19 protein-coding genes are annotated in these 16,464 nt (G+C 60.9%); 9 read left to right on the forward strand and 10 right to left on the reverse strand.

Annotation, left to right across the window (positions count from 1 at the left end):
• Window positions 1-60: 60 nt before the first annotated feature.
• A complete protein-coding gene (locus AC1DM5_RS19995; RefSeq protein ID WP_477822076.1) occupies window positions 61-696 on the reverse strand; it encodes a LysE family translocator in 636 nt (211 codons plus the stop codon).
• A gap of 127 nt (window positions 697-823) precedes the next feature.
• Between AC1DM5_RS19995 and AC1DM5_RS20000 the strand changes: the two genes are divergently transcribed.
• Complete coding sequence (locus tag AC1DM5_RS20000; RefSeq protein WP_477822077.1) at window positions 824-1,525, forward strand: helix-turn-helix transcriptional regulator; 702 nt, start codon at window positions 824-826, stop codon at window positions 1,523-1,525.
• Window positions 1,526-1,553: 28 nt separating this feature from the next.
• On the opposite strand, the gene AC1DM5_RS20005 is transcribed toward AC1DM5_RS20000, so the two are convergent.
• A complete protein-coding gene (locus AC1DM5_RS20005; RefSeq protein WP_477822078.1) occupies window positions 1,554-2,324 on the reverse strand; it encodes an SDR family NAD(P)-dependent oxidoreductase in 771 nt (256 codons plus the stop codon).
• Between the two features lie 159 nt (window positions 2,325-2,483).
• Here AC1DM5_RS20005 and AC1DM5_RS20010 point away from each other — a divergent pair, with 159 nt between their 5' ends.
• Entirely contained in the window at window positions 2,484-3,398 is a 915-nt protein-coding gene (locus AC1DM5_RS20010; protein WP_477975476.1) for an AraC family transcriptional regulator, read from the forward strand.
• On the opposite strand, the gene AC1DM5_RS20015 is transcribed toward AC1DM5_RS20010, so the two are convergent.
• The 5 genes from AC1DM5_RS20015 to AC1DM5_RS20035 all read right to left on the reverse strand — a co-directional run bounded on the left by AC1DM5_RS20015 (window position 3,395) and on the right by AC1DM5_RS20035 (window position 6,081).
• Window positions 3,395-4,240 carry a metallophosphoesterase gene (locus AC1DM5_RS20015; protein ID WP_477975478.1) on the reverse strand — a complete coding sequence of 282 codons (846 nt, stop codon included), beginning with the start codon at window positions 4,238-4,240 and terminating at the stop codon, window positions 3,395-3,397. The genes AC1DM5_RS20010 and AC1DM5_RS20015 overlap by 4 nt on opposite strands.
• An 84-nt stretch (window positions 4,241-4,324) precedes the next feature.
• Window positions 4,325-4,546: a hypothetical protein gene (locus AC1DM5_RS20020; protein ID WP_113323205.1), complete on the reverse strand. Its 222-nt coding sequence runs from the start codon at window positions 4,544-4,546 to the stop codon at window positions 4,325-4,327.
• A 36-nt stretch (window positions 4,547-4,582) separates the two neighbouring features.
• Window positions 4,583-4,993, reverse strand: coding sequence for an SRPBCC family protein (locus AC1DM5_RS20025; RefSeq protein WP_477822081.1), 411 nt, complete (start codon window positions 4,991-4,993; stop codon window positions 4,583-4,585).
• Entirely contained in the window at window positions 4,990-5,313 is a 324-nt protein-coding gene (locus AC1DM5_RS20030) for an ArsR/SmtB family transcription factor (protein WP_477822082.1), read from the reverse strand. Before AC1DM5_RS20030 ends, AC1DM5_RS20025 begins: the two co-directional genes overlap by 4 nt.
• Before the next feature lie 165 nt (window positions 5,314-5,478).
• Window positions 5,479-6,081, reverse strand: coding sequence for a superoxide dismutase (locus AC1DM5_RS20035; protein WP_477822083.1), 603 nt, complete (start codon window positions 6,079-6,081; stop codon window positions 5,479-5,481).
• 505 nt (window positions 6,082-6,586) lie between these two features.
• Here AC1DM5_RS20035 and AC1DM5_RS20040 point away from each other — a divergent pair.
• From AC1DM5_RS20040 to AC1DM5_RS20050, 3 genes are all read left to right on the forward strand, one after another.
• Window positions 6,587-8,128, forward strand: a complete 1,542-nt coding sequence (locus AC1DM5_RS20040; protein ID WP_477822084.1) for a hypothetical protein — start codon at window positions 6,587-6,589, stop codon at window positions 8,126-8,128.
• A gap of 134 nt (window positions 8,129-8,262) precedes the next feature.
• A complete protein-coding gene (locus tag AC1DM5_RS20045; RefSeq protein ID WP_477822085.1) occupies window positions 8,263-8,931 on the forward strand; it encodes a class I SAM-dependent methyltransferase in 669 nt (222 codons plus the stop codon).
• 163 nt (window positions 8,932-9,094) lie between these two features.
• The gene (locus tag AC1DM5_RS20050; RefSeq protein WP_477822086.1) at window positions 9,095-9,826 is read left to right on the forward strand and encodes a sulfite exporter TauE/SafE family protein; all 732 of its coding nucleotides are present in this window, start codon (window positions 9,095-9,097) and stop codon (window positions 9,824-9,826) included.
• 3 nt (window positions 9,827-9,829) lie between these two features.
• Here AC1DM5_RS20050 and AC1DM5_RS20055 read toward each other — a convergent pair whose 3' ends face one another.
• Window positions 9,830-10,147, reverse strand: a complete 318-nt coding sequence (locus AC1DM5_RS20055) for a nuclear transport factor 2 family protein (RefSeq protein WP_477822142.1) — start codon at window positions 10,145-10,147, stop codon at window positions 9,830-9,832.
• Between the two features lie 223 nt (window positions 10,148-10,370).
• Here AC1DM5_RS20055 and AC1DM5_RS20060 point away from each other — a divergent pair, with 223 nt between their 5' ends.
• Window positions 10,371-11,600, forward strand: a complete 1,230-nt coding sequence (locus tag AC1DM5_RS20060) for an MFS transporter (protein ID WP_477975481.1) — start codon at window positions 10,371-10,373, stop codon at window positions 11,598-11,600.
• 3 nt (window positions 11,601-11,603) lie between these two features.
• Here the strand turns inward: AC1DM5_RS20060 and AC1DM5_RS20065 are convergent, their stop codons facing one another.
• Window positions 11,604-12,212: a TetR/AcrR family transcriptional regulator gene (locus tag AC1DM5_RS20065; protein ID WP_477822088.1), complete on the reverse strand. Its 609-nt coding sequence runs from the start codon at window positions 12,210-12,212 to the stop codon at window positions 11,604-11,606.
• Between the two features lie 110 nt (window positions 12,213-12,322).
• On the opposite strand from AC1DM5_RS20065, the gene gstA reads away from it, so the two are divergent.
• Window positions 12,323-13,006, forward strand: a complete 684-nt coding sequence (gene gstA, locus AC1DM5_RS20070) for a glutathione transferase GstA (RefSeq protein WP_477822089.1) — start codon at window positions 12,323-12,325, stop codon at window positions 13,004-13,006.
• Between the two features lie 152 nt (window positions 13,007-13,158).
• Window positions 13,159-14,124: an NADP-dependent oxidoreductase gene (locus AC1DM5_RS20075; protein WP_477822090.1), complete on the forward strand. Its 966-nt coding sequence runs from the start codon at window positions 13,159-13,161 to the stop codon at window positions 14,122-14,124.
• Window positions 14,125-14,175: 51 nt separating this feature from the next.
• On the opposite strand, the gene AC1DM5_RS20080 is transcribed toward AC1DM5_RS20075, so the two are convergent.
• Complete coding sequence (locus tag AC1DM5_RS20080) at window positions 14,176-15,078, reverse strand: LysR family transcriptional regulator (RefSeq protein WP_477975483.1); 903 nt, start codon at window positions 15,076-15,078, stop codon at window positions 14,176-14,178.
• 137 nt (window positions 15,079-15,215) lie between these two features.
• Here AC1DM5_RS20080 and AC1DM5_RS20085 point away from each other — a divergent pair, with 137 nt between their 5' ends.
• Window positions 15,216-16,430, forward strand: a complete 1,215-nt coding sequence (locus AC1DM5_RS20085; protein WP_477822092.1) for an HlyD family secretion protein — start codon at window positions 15,216-15,218, stop codon at window positions 16,428-16,430.
• The last annotated feature ends 34 nt before the right edge of the window (window positions 16,431-16,464 follow it).

Consider the following 16,464-nt stretch of genomic DNA (forward strand, 5'->3'; position numbering starts at 1 on the left):
GGTCGCATAGTCACGTTTAGCCGGATCCTCATAAAAACAATGTGATAAGAATAGGCAAGATCAGGCTGTCTTCCACCCTTGCCAGAGGCTGATCGCGGAGATGACGACCAGAAGCAGGCCGGCGAGACGGCCGATGACGGCAGTCGTCCTCGGGTTGGAAATCAGGAGATCGCGGCTGCGACCGGCCGTCATCGCGAGCGTGCCGTAGACGGCGAGCTGCGTGAGCACGGTCATGATGCCCATGATCAACCCCTGCAGCCAGATCGGCCCAAATTCCGGCTTTATGAATTGCGGATAGACGGCGAGCACGAAGATATAGGCCTTGGGATTGACGAGGCAGGTGACCGCACCCTGCCGGAACGCCTTCCAGGTGGAGCGCGCCGTGCCGGGGCCGACCGCCTCGACCTTGATCGAGCTGCGCATCAGCGAAATGCCGATCCAGATCATATAGGCGACGCCGGCAAAGAGCAGCACGTTGAAGGTCTGCGGCAGCATGGCGACGAGAATGCCGACGCCCGCCGCACCATAGGCCGAATGTACCGCCCCACCGAGCATGATGCCGCTGGTGGCGGCCAGCCCGCGCTTCGTGCCGCCCGTCAGCGAGTTGGCGAGCACGAAGAGCATGTCCATGCCGGGCACGATGATGATGCCGAAGAGAAGGGTGAAGTAGAGCCAGAGGCTTTCGTGGTAATCCATGTCAGTTGTCCATCCCGTATTTCTGTGCGCTTTTTCAGGAAGTGCATCAATTTCAATCCGATAGATGGCTCTATACGGGAAGCCAACTGACAGTGTATTGTCAGGAGCGTTGGAGAAAGGGCGACAAATGCGCAAGGCCTCCAGGCTTTTCGAGATCATCCAGATATTGCGGCTGGCAAAGAAGCCGATGACCGCAGCCGTCATGGCCGAGAGGCTGGAGGTGACGGTGCGCTCGATCTACCGCGATATCGCCGCCCTGCAGGCGATGCGCGTGCCGATCGAGGGCGGGCGCGGCATTGGCTATATCATGCGGCCGGGCTTCGATCTGCCGCCGTTGATGTTTTCGATCGAAGAGACGGAAGCGATCGTGCTGTCCCTGGCGCTCCTAGAGCGTACCGGCGACGAAGAGCTGAAGCTTGCCGCCCGGCGCGTCAACCAGAAGCTTGCCGGCGCAGTACCCGCACCGCTACGCCAGGCGATGGAGAACAAGGCGCTGTTTGCCTGGGGCACGGTCGCCCAGGCGCCCGCAGGCGTCGACCTTGCCATTGTGCGCCGTGCGATCCGCGACGAACGCAAACTCACGCTCAACTATCGCGACGAAATGGGACGCGCGACCGAGCGGATGATCCGCCCGATCGCGCTGATCTATTACTCCCAGACCGCCAACATCGTCGCCTGGTGCGAACTCAGGCAGGCGATCCGCAATTTCCGCGGTGACCGGGTGGAGGCCTGTGCCGAAGCCGACGTCTTCTTCAAGGGTGAAGGCGACGGTCTGCGCACGCTGTGGACCGAGAGCTGGACGGAGAAGCCATTGGCCGCCAACGCGTGAGCCAAGCTCTCCCCCACCCAGCAAGACCTCAGAGCGCCATGCCGCCGGAGACTTCGATGCGCTGGGCGTTGACCCAGCGGTTGGCTTCCGTCAGCAGCGAGGCGATCATGGGGCCGATATCATCGGGCACGCCGGCACGGCCAAGCGCCGTCATGGCGGCCACCCTGCGGTTGATTTCCGGATTGTCACGCACCATGCCGCCGCTGAAATCAGTGGCGATGGCGCCGGGTGCGACCGTGTTGACGGCGATCCCGCGGGCGCCGAGCTCATTCGCCATGTAGCGCGTCAGCACCTCGACGGCGCCCTTGAGCGAGCCGTAGGCCGAGGAGCCTGGCACGGCGACGCGGGCAAGGCCGCTGGAAAGATTGACGATGCGGCCGCCGTCGGCGATTACGGGCAGGAGCTTCTGGGTCAGGAAGAAGACGCCCTTGAAATGGATGTTGTAGAGCCTGTCCATTTCCTCTTCGGTCGTCTCCAGGATCGAGGCGTGGTAGCTGGTGCCGGCATTGTTGACGAGAAAGTTGAAGCGCTCGCGGCCCCAGCCCTTCAGCACCGAGCGGACATTGTTCGCGAAAGCATCGAAGGTGGCGACATTGCCGGTATCGAGCTGCAGGGCGGCGGCCTTGCGGCCGAGCGCTTCGATTTCGGCGACGACCTTGTCGGCCTCTTCGCGGTTGGAATTATAGGTGAAGATCACGTCCACGCCATCACGGGCGAGGCTGACGACGGTGTTGCGGCCGAGGCCGCGGCTGCCGCCGGTGACGATTGCGATTTTTGAATTTGCGTTCTGATCGGTCATCTCGGTTGCTCCTTGTTCGGATGACTGGAATCTAGGTCCTGACACCCCTTTTCTTGAATGCCGAAAGCCTCGAACTTCTTGCCTATTCCTCCAGACAGGTTGTCGCCTCCGGTCTACGGAGTAAGATGGCGGGCAAAGACCGCTACCCGGAGAATGACGATGTCCAATGAAATCAAGACTGTACTCAACCAGTACATGGACAGCCATGGTGGCGGCGACGGGCTGTTTGCAACTGCCCTGCCCGGCTTCTACCTGATGCGTTCTTCCACGCTGACCATGCCGAAGCCTGYGATCTATCGGCCGGCGCTCTGCATCATCATCGACGGCGCCAAGCAGATCATGTTCGGAGAGCGGCTCTATACCTATACAGCCATGCAGGCGCTGGTTATCAGCGTGGAAATGCCGGCCTTCGGCCAAGTGATCGAGGCAAGCGTGGAACGGCCGATGATCGCGCTGACGCTGGAACTCGATGTCACCATTCTGCGCGACGTTCTGGAGGCAATGGAAACTCCGCCGAAGCCTTCGGGTGAAGGCGGTCCCGGCGTTTTCGTGCAGCATTTCGGGGCGGAGCTGCAGGATTGCATCCTGCGGCTGATGCGCATGCTCAACACACCGAAATCTATCCCGATCCTGCGACAGGCGATCCTGCGCGAGATCAGCTTCTGGCTGCTGTCAGGCGAGAATGGCAGCGAGGTCTGCAAGCTGGCGCTGCCCGGCAGCCAGACGCGGCGTGTGGCAGATGCCATTCACCTGCTGCGCGACAATTTCACGGCGCCGGTGCGAGTGGAGCAGTTGGCGGCGGCAGCCAGGATGAGCCCATCCTCCTTTCACCAGCATTTCAGGATGCTGACCTCTATGAGCCCCCTGCAATATCAGAAACAGTTGCGGCTTTTGGAAGCGCGGCGGCTCATGGTGGCCGATGGCATCAATGCCGCCAATGCCGCCTATCAGGTGGGCTATGAAAGCGCCTCGCAGTTCAGCCGCGAATATTCGCGCATGTTCGGCACGCCGCCGAAAAAGGACGCGCTGGAGCACCGGGCGCAGCCGGCGGCAATCGCAGCGGAAGTGGCTTAGTAGTTGAGCGTGCGGCTATCCTCGCGGCCGAAACCGCGGATCTCCATCCGGTCGGCATGAACATCAACGATGGCGAAGGTGTTTTCGCTCTCGGTATCGACCACGCCCTTGAAATTGACGAAGTGGCAGCCACCGGCCTTGCCGTAATTGCCGACATGGTTATGGCCGTTGAGATACGCGACGACGTTTTCCTGCGAGGACAGAAGCTCGACGATGCGCTCGCGGTCCCACATGTCGTGCTCGCAGGGCGGATGAACGGGGAAGTGATTCATGACGATCACCTTCTCGTCCGCCACCTTCGCCTGCTCGATCTCATTTGCCAGCCATGCGAACTGTTCGTCGCTCAGCGAAGCGTTCCACTCATGAGCGTTATCGGCGCCGGCAGCCAGCAGAGCCGCCAGACGCTCGCGGCCAAGCGCACGGTGGGGATGGCCTTCCGGCGGCGCGAAGGTGCTGACCTCATTGCCGTTGAGCACGATGAAACGGAAACCGTGGCGCTGGAAGCTGTAATAGGGCGCCGGCATGCCGACCCGTTCCGCGACCTTTTCCAGATGCTCAGGGGCCACGCCAAAATCGTGATTGCCGAGCAGGAAGAACGCTTCATGATGCAGCGTGTCATAGACCGGCAGGATATCGTCGAAGCTTTTGAAATCGCGGTCGATGATATCGCCGAGCGTCATGACGAAGCTCAGCTCCTCGCCATTGAAGGTCTCGATCGCGGCACCGACCTTGGCAAGGCTGTTGGCGTAGTAGCGCGCCATCTCGACCTGCGGTTCGAGGGCGGCATATTGCGGATCGGCGATGATGCCGAAGCGGAAAAGGGGAAGATCGGCGGAAGACATGCGGCGTGATGTAGAGGCGGCGGATGACAGCGATGTGACGGCGCTGCCAGCCGCGACCTTTCGATAGGAAACCCCTGCGATGCCTCAGCCTGCGGCCGATGCCTGTTCACGCCGGCCCGTAAAGTAGGGCAACGCGAACATGTAGAGGCCACTGAACAAAAGCAGGAAAAGCGGCGGCAGCGGCGAGTAGACCACCCATGCCGGCGGTGTGCCGAGTGCCATCGTGGCGAAATTGGCAATGACTGTCACCGTGAAGATGATCGACAGCCAGCGGTGAAGCTGGCGGATAGACTTGTTCCAATTCATTGGTATTCCTCCTCAAATAGGCCGATGCGTCTCATCTCAATCCGCACGCGCCAGAACCTGCTGCAGATTTTCGAAGAAGCGCTGCCATCCGAACTTGGCGCCCTGATAGGCCTGTTCCTGATCCGGGCGGAAGCCCGATTGTTCCATGCGCAGATGCGTGCCCGAACCGGCGGCCGTCAGTGTCCACGTGACCGTGCTTTCGAGGCCGTAGGCATCCCAGGTGTAGGCAAGCGTCCTGTTCGGCTCGATCTCCAGCACCCGGCAATCGACGGAACCCCATTCAGCGGTAAGCTTGAAGCGATGGTCCGGAACGGGCTTGAAGTCGTTCTTCATCAGCCATTCCTCGATCAGATGCGGCTGGGTCAGCGCGCGCCAGATCTTCTCGGGCGGGAAAGCGATCTCCCGCTCGACGATGACGGAGCGGATTTCAGGCAGGGTCTCGTTCATTGGTCCATCCTTTTGAGCAGATCTTCGAGATCGTCGAACCGCTTCTCCCAGAAGCCGGCCATCTCTGTCGTCCAGTCCGCCAGAGGGGCAAGAGCCTTGATCTCGGCGGTATAGTGGGTCTGGCGGCCTTCGTGGCGGTCGCGCACCAGGCCTGCGGTTTTGAGCACCGCCAGATGTTTCGATACGACAGGCTGCGAAACGCCGGCCCGCGCCGTCAGAGCGCCGACCGTCTTCTCGCCTTCGCGGCACAGACGCTCGAAGATCGCCCTTCGGGTCGGATCGGAAAGCGCCCTGAAAAGCGCGTCATGGGCATTCGACATGTGAATTCATACCCGATTGGCTATGGATCGATTTATAGCCAAACAGGTATGAATGAGTCAAGCGGTCTTCGAAGGGAGAAATTGCCGGGCGGACAGGATTGCCGCAGAAACGAAAACACCCGGCGTTTGCGGCGCCGGGTGCTGAAAATCATATGCTCGGAATGCTTACTTCGTAGCCGCTTCGTAGCGCTCCAGGACGTAGTCCCAGTTGATCAGGCTGTCGATGAAGGCTTCGAGGTACTTCGGACGCAGGTTGCGGTAGTCGATGTAGTAGGAGTGTTCCCAGACGTCGACGCCGAGGATCGGGATGGCGCCGTGAACGAGCGGGTTTTCGCCGTTCGGGGTCTTGGAGATTTCGAGCTTGCCGTTCTTGACGGAAACCCAGGCCCAGCCGGAGCCGAACTGGGTGGCGCCGGCAGCGGCGAAATCGGCCTTGAACTTGTCATAGCCGCCGAGGTCGGAATTGAAGGCAGCTTCGAGCTTGCCCGGCAGCTTGTTGCCGCCGCCGCCCTTCTTCATCCACTTCCAGAAATGGATGTGGTTGTAGTGCTGGGCAGCATTGTTGAACAGGCCGGCATTGGTGCCGAAGGACTTCTTGACGACCTCTTCCAGGGAGAGATCGGCAAGGCCGGCTTCCGCTGCGAGCTTGTTGCCGTTGTCGACGTAAGCCTTGTGGTGCTTGTCGTGATGGAACTCCAGCGTCTCCTTCGACATGAAGGGAGCAAGGGCTTCGTAGTCATAGGGAAGTTCAGGCAATTCGAAAGCCATATCAGATCTCCTCTTGGCAATAGATTGCGTCATCGGCAGGTGAGGCGGAACATAGGAGGGGAAGCATTGAGAGGCAACCGGCGAATTATCAAAAAACAACCGCTTCGAGGAAAAATTGCCTCTCGTCACGGGCTTTCTCCACACGCATAAATCACCCGGAGATGTCGCGCTTTCAGGGATATGAAAGCGGCGTGACGACAAGACGGGGATTGCCATGCACAGGAATAAAATCCCTCTCCTCGCGGCGCTCACTTTCCCGTAATCGCCCCCAGGAAGATGAGGCACGCTCGGGTCCGGCAGCCGCGCTTAGGGGCGGCGGCCGTTATTTCAATAAAAAACTGTTAATTTCTTTTGGGCGCTTTTGACAGGCGATGAATAGCGCGTCTTAGATGCAATCCAGGGCTATCAAAGAGCGTTAGCGCAACCTTTGATAGGAATCGCTTAATTAGCATTGCATAAATCATTTCAGGGACTTCTGACATCAACTTCGGGGCGTGTGATGGTCATGAGCTTTTTTCGTCGTAATGAAGAACCCGTCAAGCCGGGTTTGAGAGTATCCAGCCATCGCCAGATGTTGTCCGTCACCGAACAGACGGGTCTCGTGGACAGGCCGCCAGTGCAGTACAGCGTTTCGGAAGTCGATGATTTCCAGGCTTTCGGCACGGCCATCGAGGAAAACAAGCAGTCCTCGGAGGAGCTGCTCGTCAGCCTGACGTCGCTGCAGGAGCGGGTTTCCTCGCTGCTCGGTGCGCACAGCCACTCGCTCAATGAAACGGGCGCGCTGAGGGCCGAATGTTCGCGTTTAAGCTCGCTGCTCGACTATGAGAGCAATGCGCGGCGCAAGGCTGACCAGGAAAACCAGCGCCTGACGGCCGACAACAAGGAGCTGAAGCTCGACGGCAGCCAGCTGCGCGTCGAGGCCGGCACCTACCGCGAAGAACTGGTGAAGCTGCAGGGCGTGCACGAGCTGACCCGGGAAGAATTCACCGTCGTCGAGGCGCGGCTGATCGATGCCGAGCGCGAGATCCGCGACCGGGCGCTGCAGTTCGACGAGGTTTCCTCACAGCTTCGCCGCACCCAGCAGGATCATGATGCGCGCAGCCGCGAACTGGCGAGCACCCGCGAGAAGCTGGAGCTGGAAACCACGGCCCATCAGCTGCTCGTCGAAAGCTCGCGCCGCGAAAACAGCATCCAGCTTCGCGAAATCGCCCGTCTCAACGAGGAGCGCAGCCACCTCAAGACCAATCTCTCGGAGCATGAGGCGCTGACACGCGGTCTGCAGTCCTCCGTCGCCAACCTGAAGCAGGATCTGGTCGCTTCCGAGGAACGTTATCGCCGCCTGGAAGCCGAATTCGAGACGCTGGAAACCTCCTCGACGCTCGAAATCGCAAACCTCCGCACCAGGCACGAGGCGATCGGTTCGAAGTCAGAGCTCGTCGAGAAGCTGCTGTCGACCGCCAATAGCCGCAACAAGATGACGGACGAGGAACTGCAGTCGAGCCGTGCGGAACTGAAGCGTACGAAGGGTGAGCTCGCCACAGCGCTGGCGCGCCTGGAGCGGATGACCGACGAGATCAACCGCGTTCGTCTCAACGGCACGGAAAGCGAAGCCGCCCGCCGCGAGCTCGCTGCCCACAGCAACGATCTGGTGATGAAGCTGCGTGAGGCCGAAAGCCAGCGCAGCAAGCGTGACCGCGAGATCGAAGCTTTCAAGCACGATCTGGATACGCGCCTCGATACCGACCGCTATGAAATCAGCCAGCTGCGGACGAGCCTCGAAATCGCCAAGTCGGAAATCCGCCAGCTCCGCGCCGAACGCGCGATCCTCAGCGGACAGCTCGAAGTGGCGCGCGGCGATCGGCCGAGCCTCGCAGACGCCCTGCCCGTCGAAGAGCCCGTGAAGGAAGAGGTCCGCATGCCGGCCGCCACCTTCGCGCCGATGATCGACATTTCCAACAAGTCGCTGCGCGGCAACGGCGTGGTCGCCGGCTCGGTCGGTGACGAACTCGCGGCCATCGAAACCAATCTGCGCACGCCGGCGGAGTGATCGAAGCGCTCTTCGGCGGGAAAAAACTTTCCGCCGAGGGCGAAAGCAGCACATCTGACGGCTCCCTTGTCGTGTCGCCGGAACCGGAGCCTGCCTTTACGAGTTTGAAGGCAGGGTCTGGAGGAGGCGCTCTCATGGGACAAGTTCGAAATCGGGGACAAATTCAGAATCAGGCGGAAGACCAGCTGAAGATCTATCAGCGCTGGGCACCGGTCTATGATCAGGTCTATCGCGGTCTCCTGCGCGACGGGCATCGCACGCTGGCGCGACTTGCCGCTGACGCCGGTACGGACATTCTGGAAATCGGCGTCGGCACCGGGCTGGTGCTCTCCCACTATCCCCGGCGATCCCGGGTGACGGGCATCGACATTTCCGAGCATATGATCGCCAGGGCGCGGGAAAAGGTCGTAAGACAGAAGCTCTTCCATATCCGGCAATTGCAGGTGATGGACGCGCACGCGCTGACCTTCGAGGACCAGTCTTTCGATGCTGTCTGCCTGCCTTTCGTCATCACGCTCATCCCCGAGCCGGAACGGGCGCTCGATGAATGCGCCCGTGTTCTGCGGCCAGGTGGCGAAATCATTCTGGCCAGCAAGCTCGGCGACAGCGCCGGCCTGCAGGGCGCGATCGAGGAGGCCGTGGCGCCGCTTGCCCGGCGCATCGGCTGGAGCTCCTCCTTCCGGATCAGCCGGATCACCGACTGGGCGCGCGCGAGCGGTTTCGATGCCATTGAAATATTGCCGGTTTTCCCGAACGGCTTCTTCAAGGTCATCCGCCTCAAACGGAGCGCTCCTGACGCTTGAAACGGAACTTTTTTCACCCTCAAAGCGTGTCGCGATCTTTCAGATTCGCTGCCACGCTTTAGGTCTTTGTTTTCTGCATGTCGTAGTCGCAAACCGCTGCACAGTTTTGCGCGACATGCGCCAGGCGTGTTTTCAGTCGAGCTTTTGCTCACCAGGGATCTTCATGACCACGGATTTCTTCCTCTTCATCGTCGTCGGTTTCTGCGCGCAGATCATCGATGGCGCACTCGGCGTGGCCTTCGGCGTGCTCTCCACGACCAGCCTGCTGACGCTCGGCGTGCCGGCCGCCAATGCCAGCGCCATGACGCATGTGACTGAGCTGTTCACGACGGCAGCGTCCGGCATTTCCCATGCCTGGCACCGCAATGTCGACTGGAAGCTGGTGGCGCGGCTGGCGCCCGCCGGCATGATCGGCGGGGCGGTCGGCGCCTTCCTGCTTGCCAATGTCGATGGCAAGATCATCGAGCCCTTCATTTCGGCCTACCTGATCGCCATCGGTCTCGTGATCTTCTGGAAAGCCTTCCACCCGATGCCGAAACGCGATGTTCGCGACTGGATGGTGCCGCCCGTCGGGCTTTGCGGCGGCGTGCTGGATGCGATCGGCGGCGGCGGATGGGGACCGATCGTCACCAGCTCGCTTGTCGGTCGCGGTCACGATCCGAAACGGGTGATCGGCTCGACCAATTTCACCGAATTCGCGGTGACGCTGATCATCTCGATTACCTTCGTGCTGACGCTTGGCTGGTCGGAACTCGGTTCGGCGGTGGGACTGATCATCGGCGGCGTGATCGCTGCACCCTTCGGCGCGATCCTCGTCAAGCGGCTGCCGCTGAAACCGCTGATGATTGCGGTTTCGATCATCATCATCACGACATCGGCGATCCGGTTTTTCTAGATTTCAGTCAGTGTTGCGGCCGAAATAGACGTCAACACTGGCAATCTTCTCACCGTCGAAACGGAAGCTTTCCATGTTGCGGAAGGCCTTGCCGTCGGTCATCTCCGCCCGATAGCGCACCACCGCCTCGTCGCCCTCGACCGCAAGGAACTCGATGTCGAAGGCGTTCAGCGCCGGTTCGTTCGGCCAGCAGCGCTCGAAATAGGTGACGCGGTCAATATGGTCGTCCTGCGGGCTGGAAAAGGTGAAATGTTCCGACAGCATCGCGCCGACGATATCCTTCCGGTGGTCAATATAGGCTGCGTAGAGGTCGCGCAGCATCCGCGCGCGGGCTTCATCCCTGTTGGTCACGGTCATTCCTCCTTCATCATTCCGATTGCATATTGCAATCAGTTAGCGAAAGGATCACGGGTTTCAAGTTGCTTTTGGCGCTGAAGGCAGGTCGAATCGAGCCGAATCCGTCCTTGGCAGGCCGCGATGTGGTGCGTAAAGTGAGGATCGCCTCATCTTGACTGTGGCCAGACTGTACCGAAGAAGATCCGCCATGACCGATACTCAATGGGACGCCGCAAAGGTGGCGCCCGGCTCCGCCTACTGGAAACGCAATCTCGTGATCTCTCTGCTCGGGTCGTTCACGACCATCGTGGCGATGACGCTGCTTCTTCCTTTCCTGCCGCTTTACGTGGAGGAACTCGGCGTGGGCGACCATGCGGCAATCGTCCAGTGGTCGGGCATTGCCTATGGCGCAACCTTCTTTGCTGCCGCCTGCGTGGCACCGCTCTGGGGCCGGCTCGGCGATATCTACGGGCGCAAGCTGATGCTGGTGCGCGCCAGCCTCGGCATGACCGTCGCCATCTCGCTGATGGGCATGGCCGGCAGCGTCTGGCAGTTGGTGGCATTGCGCCTCTTCGTCGGGCTGGCGGGCGGCTATGCCTCCGGCTCGATGGTGCTGGTCGCGACACAGACACCGAAGGACCGCTCTGCCTGGGCGCTTGGCGTACTCTCATCCGGCATCATGGCCGGCAATCTGGTCGGCCCGCTGATCGGCGGGGCGCTGCCGCCCATAATCGGTATCCGCGGCACGTTCATGGCCGCCGGCGGCATGATCTTCCTCGCCTTTYTCGCCACCACCTTCCTCATCAAGGAGGAAAAGTCGGCAGCGCGCAAACAGGCGGCAAAGGCGTCCGGCGGCTGGAAATCCATTCCCGACAAGGGGCCGGTGGTCGCCATGCTTGCGACCGGGCTGCTGCTGATGCTCGCCAATATGTCGATCGAGCCGATCATCACTGTCTATGTGGCGCAGCTGGTGCCCGATCAGGGACAGGTGACGATGGTCGCCGGTATCGTCATGTCGGCGGCAGCGCTCGGCAGCATTCTCTCAGCCTCGCGGCTCGGCAAGCTTGCCGACCGGATCGGCCACTGGCCGGTCATTGCCGGCGCGCTTGCGGTTGCGGGCTTGCTGCTCATCCCACAGGCCTTCGTAACGGACTCCTGGCAGCTGATTGCCCTGCGTTTCCTGATGGGCCTGGCGCTCGGCGGGCTCCTGCCCTGCATTACCGCGGTCATCCGGCACAGTGTGCCCGATAGTGCAGCCGGCAGCATTCTCGGCCTGTCCATCTCTTCGCAATATGTCGGCCAGGTCGTCGGGCCTGTTCTCGGCGGCTTTGTCGGCGGGCATATCGGCATGCCAGCGGTCTTTCTCGGCACCAGCGCCCTCCTACTTGCGGGCGCGGCCTTCACATGGCTGGTGCGCACGAAGGAAGAGGAAGCCTGAACCTCAGGCTTTTCCGCAGATCATGTCCACGCCGGACTGCGCCAGGGCCTCCAGCGTTTCGCGGCTATCGCCGGCCCGCGCGCGGACGGCAAGCGAATGCATGACGGCGGAAGCGAGCCTTGCAAGGGTGTGAGGATCGCTTCCGCCGGGCAATTCGCCCCGTTCTATCGCGAGCTTCATGCGCTTTTCGATCTCCCCGTCGAAATCGTCGAGGCTGCGGCTCAATACTTCCCGGACCCGCTCATGCTGGATCGCTTCAGCCGTTGCTGTGCCGATGAGGAAGCAGCCGCGTGCGGCGGTTTCACCGTGGAGATAGATGGCCAGAGCACGCTGATAGACACGCGCAAGGTTTTCGCGCAGCGGCAGCGACGGGTCGAGCGCATCTGCCAGCACGTCCATGCTTTCGGCGCGATAGCCCTCGAGAGTATCGAGATAGAGAGCCTCCTTGTCACCGAAGGCACCATAGAGGCTCGGGCGGTTGAGCTGGGTGGCGGCGCTCAGCGTGTCCAGCGACGTGCCAGCAAAACCGCGATCCCAGAACACCTCCCTCGCCTTTTCCAATGTCACCTTCGCATCGAAGGCCCTCGGGCGGCCGCGCTTCTTCTCGCTCATTTTGTACCGTTTCGCATAAAATAATTGACCACCAGAATTTTATGCGAAATAGTACAAATGTCCAACGAATTGATGCAGGCGGTTTCACGCCGCCGCAGAAGGAGGAACCTATGAAGCTCTATATGCATGCTGCCGCCTGTTCGCTTTCGCCGCATATCGTCTGCCGCGAGCTGGATATCGATATCGAGCTCATTACGGTCGATCGAAAGACGCATCGCACCAGCAACGGCGAGGACTATCTCGCCATCAACGGCAACGGCTATGTGCCGGCGCTGATGCTCGACGATGGCAAGGTGCTGACGGAGGGGCCGGCGATCGTGCAGTTTCTTGCCGATAGCGCGCCTGACGGAAGAAGGATGTTGCCCGAAATCGGCAGTTTTGGCCGCAATCAGGTGCAATCCATGTTGAACTTCATCACATCGGAACTGCACAAGCCGATGGCGATGCTTTTCAATGCCGATTATGCCAGCGCCCATGAGGCGATGCGAATGGTGGTCAACAAGCGCCTCGACTGGATCAACGGACGGCTCACCGGCCCCTATCTTGCCGGTGAGGATTTCACGGTCGCGGATGCCTATCTTTTCGTCTGCCTTAACTGGTCGCCCTGGATAGCGATCGACCTCGATCACTTTCCCGCCCTTCCTGCCTTCATGAAGCGTGTCGCTGCCCGTCCAGCGGTGCAGGAAGCGTTGAGCGAGGAAGGGCTGATGGCTTTCGACGCCGGCGGCAATTTCTTCGCGCCCATCGCCTATATCCAGTCTGCCGGATATGTCGGCTCGCCTGTTCGTCCGTGATAGAGTTGTGGTCCGGCAGAAAGCGCGGCCGGACCGGATTATCCTCTGATGCTTGATAATCCTTCCCGAACAGCAGGATTATCGAAAGCCTTCGATGGCGGCATCTTCACTCCATCGAAACCGGAGAGCCGGCTCACACGAAGGAGCAGAAGATGACCACGATTACCGAGAGCGCCACAAAGACGACCATGAAAGCCTACAGGGTTCATGCATTCGGACCGCCGGATGCCATCATTGCCGAGGATGTCGAGATCCCCGCACCCGGCAAGGATGAGGTTCTGATCAAGGTGCACGCGGCCGGGGTCGGCCCCTGGGATGGCTGGATCCGTTCGGGCAACAGCGCCCTGCCCCAGCCCTTGCCGCTGACGCTCGGGTCCGATCTCTCGGGAACGGTGGAAGCGGTCGGCGAAGGTGTCACCCATGTAGCCCGCGGCGATGCGGTCTATGGCGTCACCAATCCGCGCTTCATCGGCGCCTATGCCGAATATGCGATTGCCGCAGCTGGCATGATTGGCGTGAAGCCGGCACGCATTGGCCATATCGAGGCCGCCTCGATCCCGGTCATCGCCGTGACCGCAAAGCAGGCGCTGTTCGACCACGCCAAGCTGACGGTTGGACAGACGGTGCTCATTCATGGCGCGGCGGGCAATGTCGGCGCATATGCCGTGCAGTTCGCCCACAAGGCCGGGCTGAAGGTGATCGCCACGGCAAGCGGAAGCGATATCGAGACCGTCAAGCGACTCGGCGCCGATGTCGCCGTCGACTTCCGCAGCCAGCGTTTCGAGGACTTTGCCCATGAGGTCGATGCCGTCATCGATCTTGCCGGCGGAGAGACGCAGACACGCTCCTTTGCGGTGCTGAAGCGCGGCGGCACGCTTGTTTCCGCCGTTTCGCAGCCGGATCAGGACCTAGCCAAAACGCAGGGCGTCGAAGCTTTCTTCTTCCTCGTCAATGTCACGACTAGGGAACTCAGTGAAATCGCCGCAATGGTCGATGCGGGTCAGCTCGAAACCAATGTCGGCGATGTACTGTCGCTCGATGCGGCGATCACGGCGCATGAGATGCTGGAAGGCAAACGCCCGCATGCCAAAGGCAAGATCGTGCTGAAAGTCATCTGACAATGACCTCAAGGGGCGCCCGGCGAGATAAACAGTCCCGCCGGACGCTTTTCATGCCATCCATTTTCGGTGTTCGGCGAAACGGTCCACCAGCATGTCGAGGAACAGCCGCACCTTGGTCGGCAGGTGGCTGCGGTTCGGATAGACGGCGTTGATATGGATCTCGACGCCGCGATAATCCGGCATCATGCGCACCAGCCGGCCGGCCTCCAGATCCTCGAAAACGACGAAACTCGGCGCGAGGAAGATGCCTTGCCCGTTCAGCACCAGATAGCGCAGCGTCTCGGCGCTGTTGGAGATGATGCTGCCGCCAACCTTGACGCTCTCCAGCTGTCCCTCGGCACCCTCGAAACGCCATTCCTCGCCAAAGGGATAGTAGGCATATTGCAGGCAATTGTGCTCGGCGACCTCCGCCGGCGTTGTCGGCATGGCGTGGGTTTTGAGATAGTCCGGTGAGCAGACGAGGAAATGCCGCCACGGCGTCAGCTTGCGCGCCACGAGGCTCGAATCCGGCGACGGCGTGGTGCGGATCACCTGATCGTATCCATCCTCGATCATGTCGACCGCGCGCTCGCCGATGTTGAAATCGATCTGGACAGCCGGATAGAGCGTCATGAACTCGTTGATGACCGGCAGCAGGAAACGGACGATGGCGCTGCTCGTATAGAATCTCAGCGTGCCGCGCGGTGTGGAACTCAAGGCGCCAGCGGCGCGGTCCGCCTCTTCCAGATCGGCCAGGATCTGCGACGAGCGCTCGTAATAATATTTGCCAGTTTCGGTCAGGCTCACCTTGCGCGTCGTGCGGTTCAAGAGCCGTACGCCGAGGCGATCTTCCAATGATTGCACATGGTTACCCACCATGGTGACGGACATGTTGAGCCGCCGCGCAGCCGCGGAAAAGCCGCCGCATTCCACCACCCGACCGAAAACTGTGAGGCTGGTCAGCCGATCCATGTTGTTTCTCGATTATCCGCCGAGAGTTGATGATCCTTCCCGAAAACAGCAGATTATCAGAAAGTATTGCTGGGTCCATCTTCCTCCCATCGAACAGGGCTTCGCACTGATGAAGCCGAGACGAATGGAGAAGGACAATGGTCGAACTGCCCCGCAACGAAGTTTTCAAGAACGTCCAGCAGGCCGGAACCGCCCCTACCGCCGAAGCTGCAGCACCGGCTGCAGAAGCGATGGCTGCAGCCGCGGCGGCCGTAGAGACCCCGAAGAAGACCGGCCGCAAGCTGATCAAGCGCGCCGTCATCACCGCAGCGCTGCTTGCCGGCGTCGCCTTCGCCGGTGATTTCGGCTACCGCTACTGGACGGTCGGCCGCTTCATCGAATCCACCGACGATGCCTATGTGAAGGCCGATTACACGACCGTCGCCCCGAAGGTCGCCGGCTATATCAAGCAGGTCCTCGTCAACGACAATGACACGGTCAAGGCCGGGCAGGTTATCGCCCGCATCGACGACCGCGATTTCCAGGCTGCACTGTCGCAGGCCAAGGCCGATGTGAAAGCTGCCGAGGCCGCCGTCACCAATCTCGATGCGCAGATCTCGCTGCAGCAGTCGATCATTGCCCAAGCCCGCGCAACGCTCGATGCATCGCAGGCCTCGCTAACCTTCGCCCAGTCCGATGCCAACCGTGCCAGTCGGCTGATCACCAACGGCGCCGGCACGCAATCTCGTGCTGAACAGAGCCAGTCGCTGAAGGATCAGGCTGCCGCTGCTGTCGAACGCGATCGGGCGGCACTCGTTGCCGCCGAGAACAAGGTGCCGGTGCTGCAGACGCAGCGCGAGCAGCTGCTCGCCCAGCGCGACCGCGCTGCCGCTGCCGCCAGCCAAGCCAAACTCAATCTCTCCTATACGGATATCGTCGCTGCCGTTGATGGCACGGTCGGCGCCCGCTCGATCCGCGTCGGCCAGTATGTCACCTCGGGTACCCAGCTGATGGCGGTCGTGCCGCTGCATGCGGTCTATGTCGTTGCCAATTTCAAGGAAACGCAGCTGACCTTCGTGCGCCCCGGCCAGACCGTGGAAATCAAGGTCGACAGCTTCCCGGATGTTGCGATCAAGGGCCACGTCGACAGCGTCTCCCCGGCCAGCGGCCTCGAATTCTCGCTGCTGCCGCCCGACAATGCCACCGGTAACTTCACCAAGATCGTCCAGCGCATCCCGGTCAAGATCGTCATCGATGACGAACGCCTTGCGGGCCTGCTGCGCTCGGGCATGTCCGTCATTCCCGATATCGATACCAAGGCCGCTCAGACCTCCGCGGCCGCGGAGGAAGGATTATCCACTCCTGCTGGATGATCCTTCCGCTTCTTCCCCGATTATCACCCGAACA

This window comes from Rhizobium sp. 01T437, from assembly GCF_056398505.1.

What these genes read in the sequence shown, in the direction of transcription:
- AC1DM5_RS20050 (WP_477822086.1), top strand. Translation starts at nt 9,095, where the DNA reads ATGACCACGGATTTCTTCCTCTTCATCGTCGTCGGTTTCTGCGCGCAG.
- AC1DM5_RS20030 (WP_477822082.1), bottom strand. Translation starts at nt 5,313, where the DNA reads ATGTCGAATGCCCATGACGCGCTTTTCAGGGCGCTTTCCGATCCGACC.
- AC1DM5_RS19995 (WP_477822076.1), bottom strand. Translation starts at nt 696, where the DNA reads ATGGATTACCACGAAAGCCTCTGGCTCTACTTCACCCTTCTCTTCGGC.
- AC1DM5_RS20045 (WP_477822085.1), top strand. Translation starts at nt 8,263, where the DNA reads ATGGGACAAGTTCGAAATCGGGGACAAATTCAGAATCAGGCGGAAGAC.
- AC1DM5_RS20005 (WP_477822078.1), bottom strand. Translation starts at nt 2,324, where the DNA reads ATGACCGATCAGAACGCAAATTCAAAAATCGCAATCGTCACCGGCGGC.
- AC1DM5_RS20015 (WP_477975478.1), bottom strand. Translation starts at nt 4,240, where the DNA reads ATGTCTTCCGCCGATCTTCCCCTTTTCCGCTTCGGCATCATCGCCGAT.
- AC1DM5_RS20065 (WP_477822088.1), bottom strand. Translation starts at nt 12,212, where the DNA reads ATGAGCGAGAAGAAGCGCGGCCGCCCGAGGGCCTTCGATGCGAAGGTG.
- AC1DM5_RS20020 (WP_113323205.1), bottom strand. Translation starts at nt 4,546, where the DNA reads ATGAATTGGAACAAGTCTATCCGCCAGCTTCACCGCTGGCTGTCGATC.
- AC1DM5_RS20075 (WP_477822090.1), top strand. Translation starts at nt 13,159, where the DNA reads ATGACCACGATTACCGAGAGCGCCACAAAGACGACCATGAAAGCCTAC.
- AC1DM5_RS20040 (WP_477822084.1), top strand. Translation starts at nt 6,587, where the DNA reads ATGAGCTTTTTTCGTCGTAATGAAGAACCCGTCAAGCCGGGTTTGAGA.
- gstA (WP_477822089.1), top strand. Translation starts at nt 12,323, where the DNA reads ATGAAGCTCTATATGCATGCTGCCGCCTGTTCGCTTTCGCCGCATATC.
- AC1DM5_RS20055 (WP_477822142.1), bottom strand. Translation starts at nt 10,147, where the DNA reads ATGCTGCGCGACCTCTACGCAGCCTATATTGACCACCGGAAGGATATC.
- AC1DM5_RS20085 (WP_477822092.1), top strand. Translation starts at nt 15,216, where the DNA reads ATGGTCGAACTGCCCCGCAACGAAGTTTTCAAGAACGTCCAGCAGGCC.
- AC1DM5_RS20080 (WP_477975483.1), bottom strand. Translation starts at nt 15,078, where the DNA reads ATGGATCGGCTGACCAGCCTCACAGTTTTCGGTCGGGTGGTGGAATGC.
- AC1DM5_RS20000 (WP_477822077.1), top strand. Translation starts at nt 824, where the DNA reads ATGCGCAAGGCCTCCAGGCTTTTCGAGATCATCCAGATATTGCGGCTG.
- AC1DM5_RS20035 (WP_477822083.1), bottom strand. Translation starts at nt 6,081, where the DNA reads ATGGCTTTCGAATTGCCTGAACTTCCCTATGACTACGAAGCCCTTGCT.
- AC1DM5_RS20025 (WP_477822081.1), bottom strand. Translation starts at nt 4,993, where the DNA reads ATGAACGAGACCCTGCCTGAAATCCGCTCCGTCATCGTCGAGCGGGAG.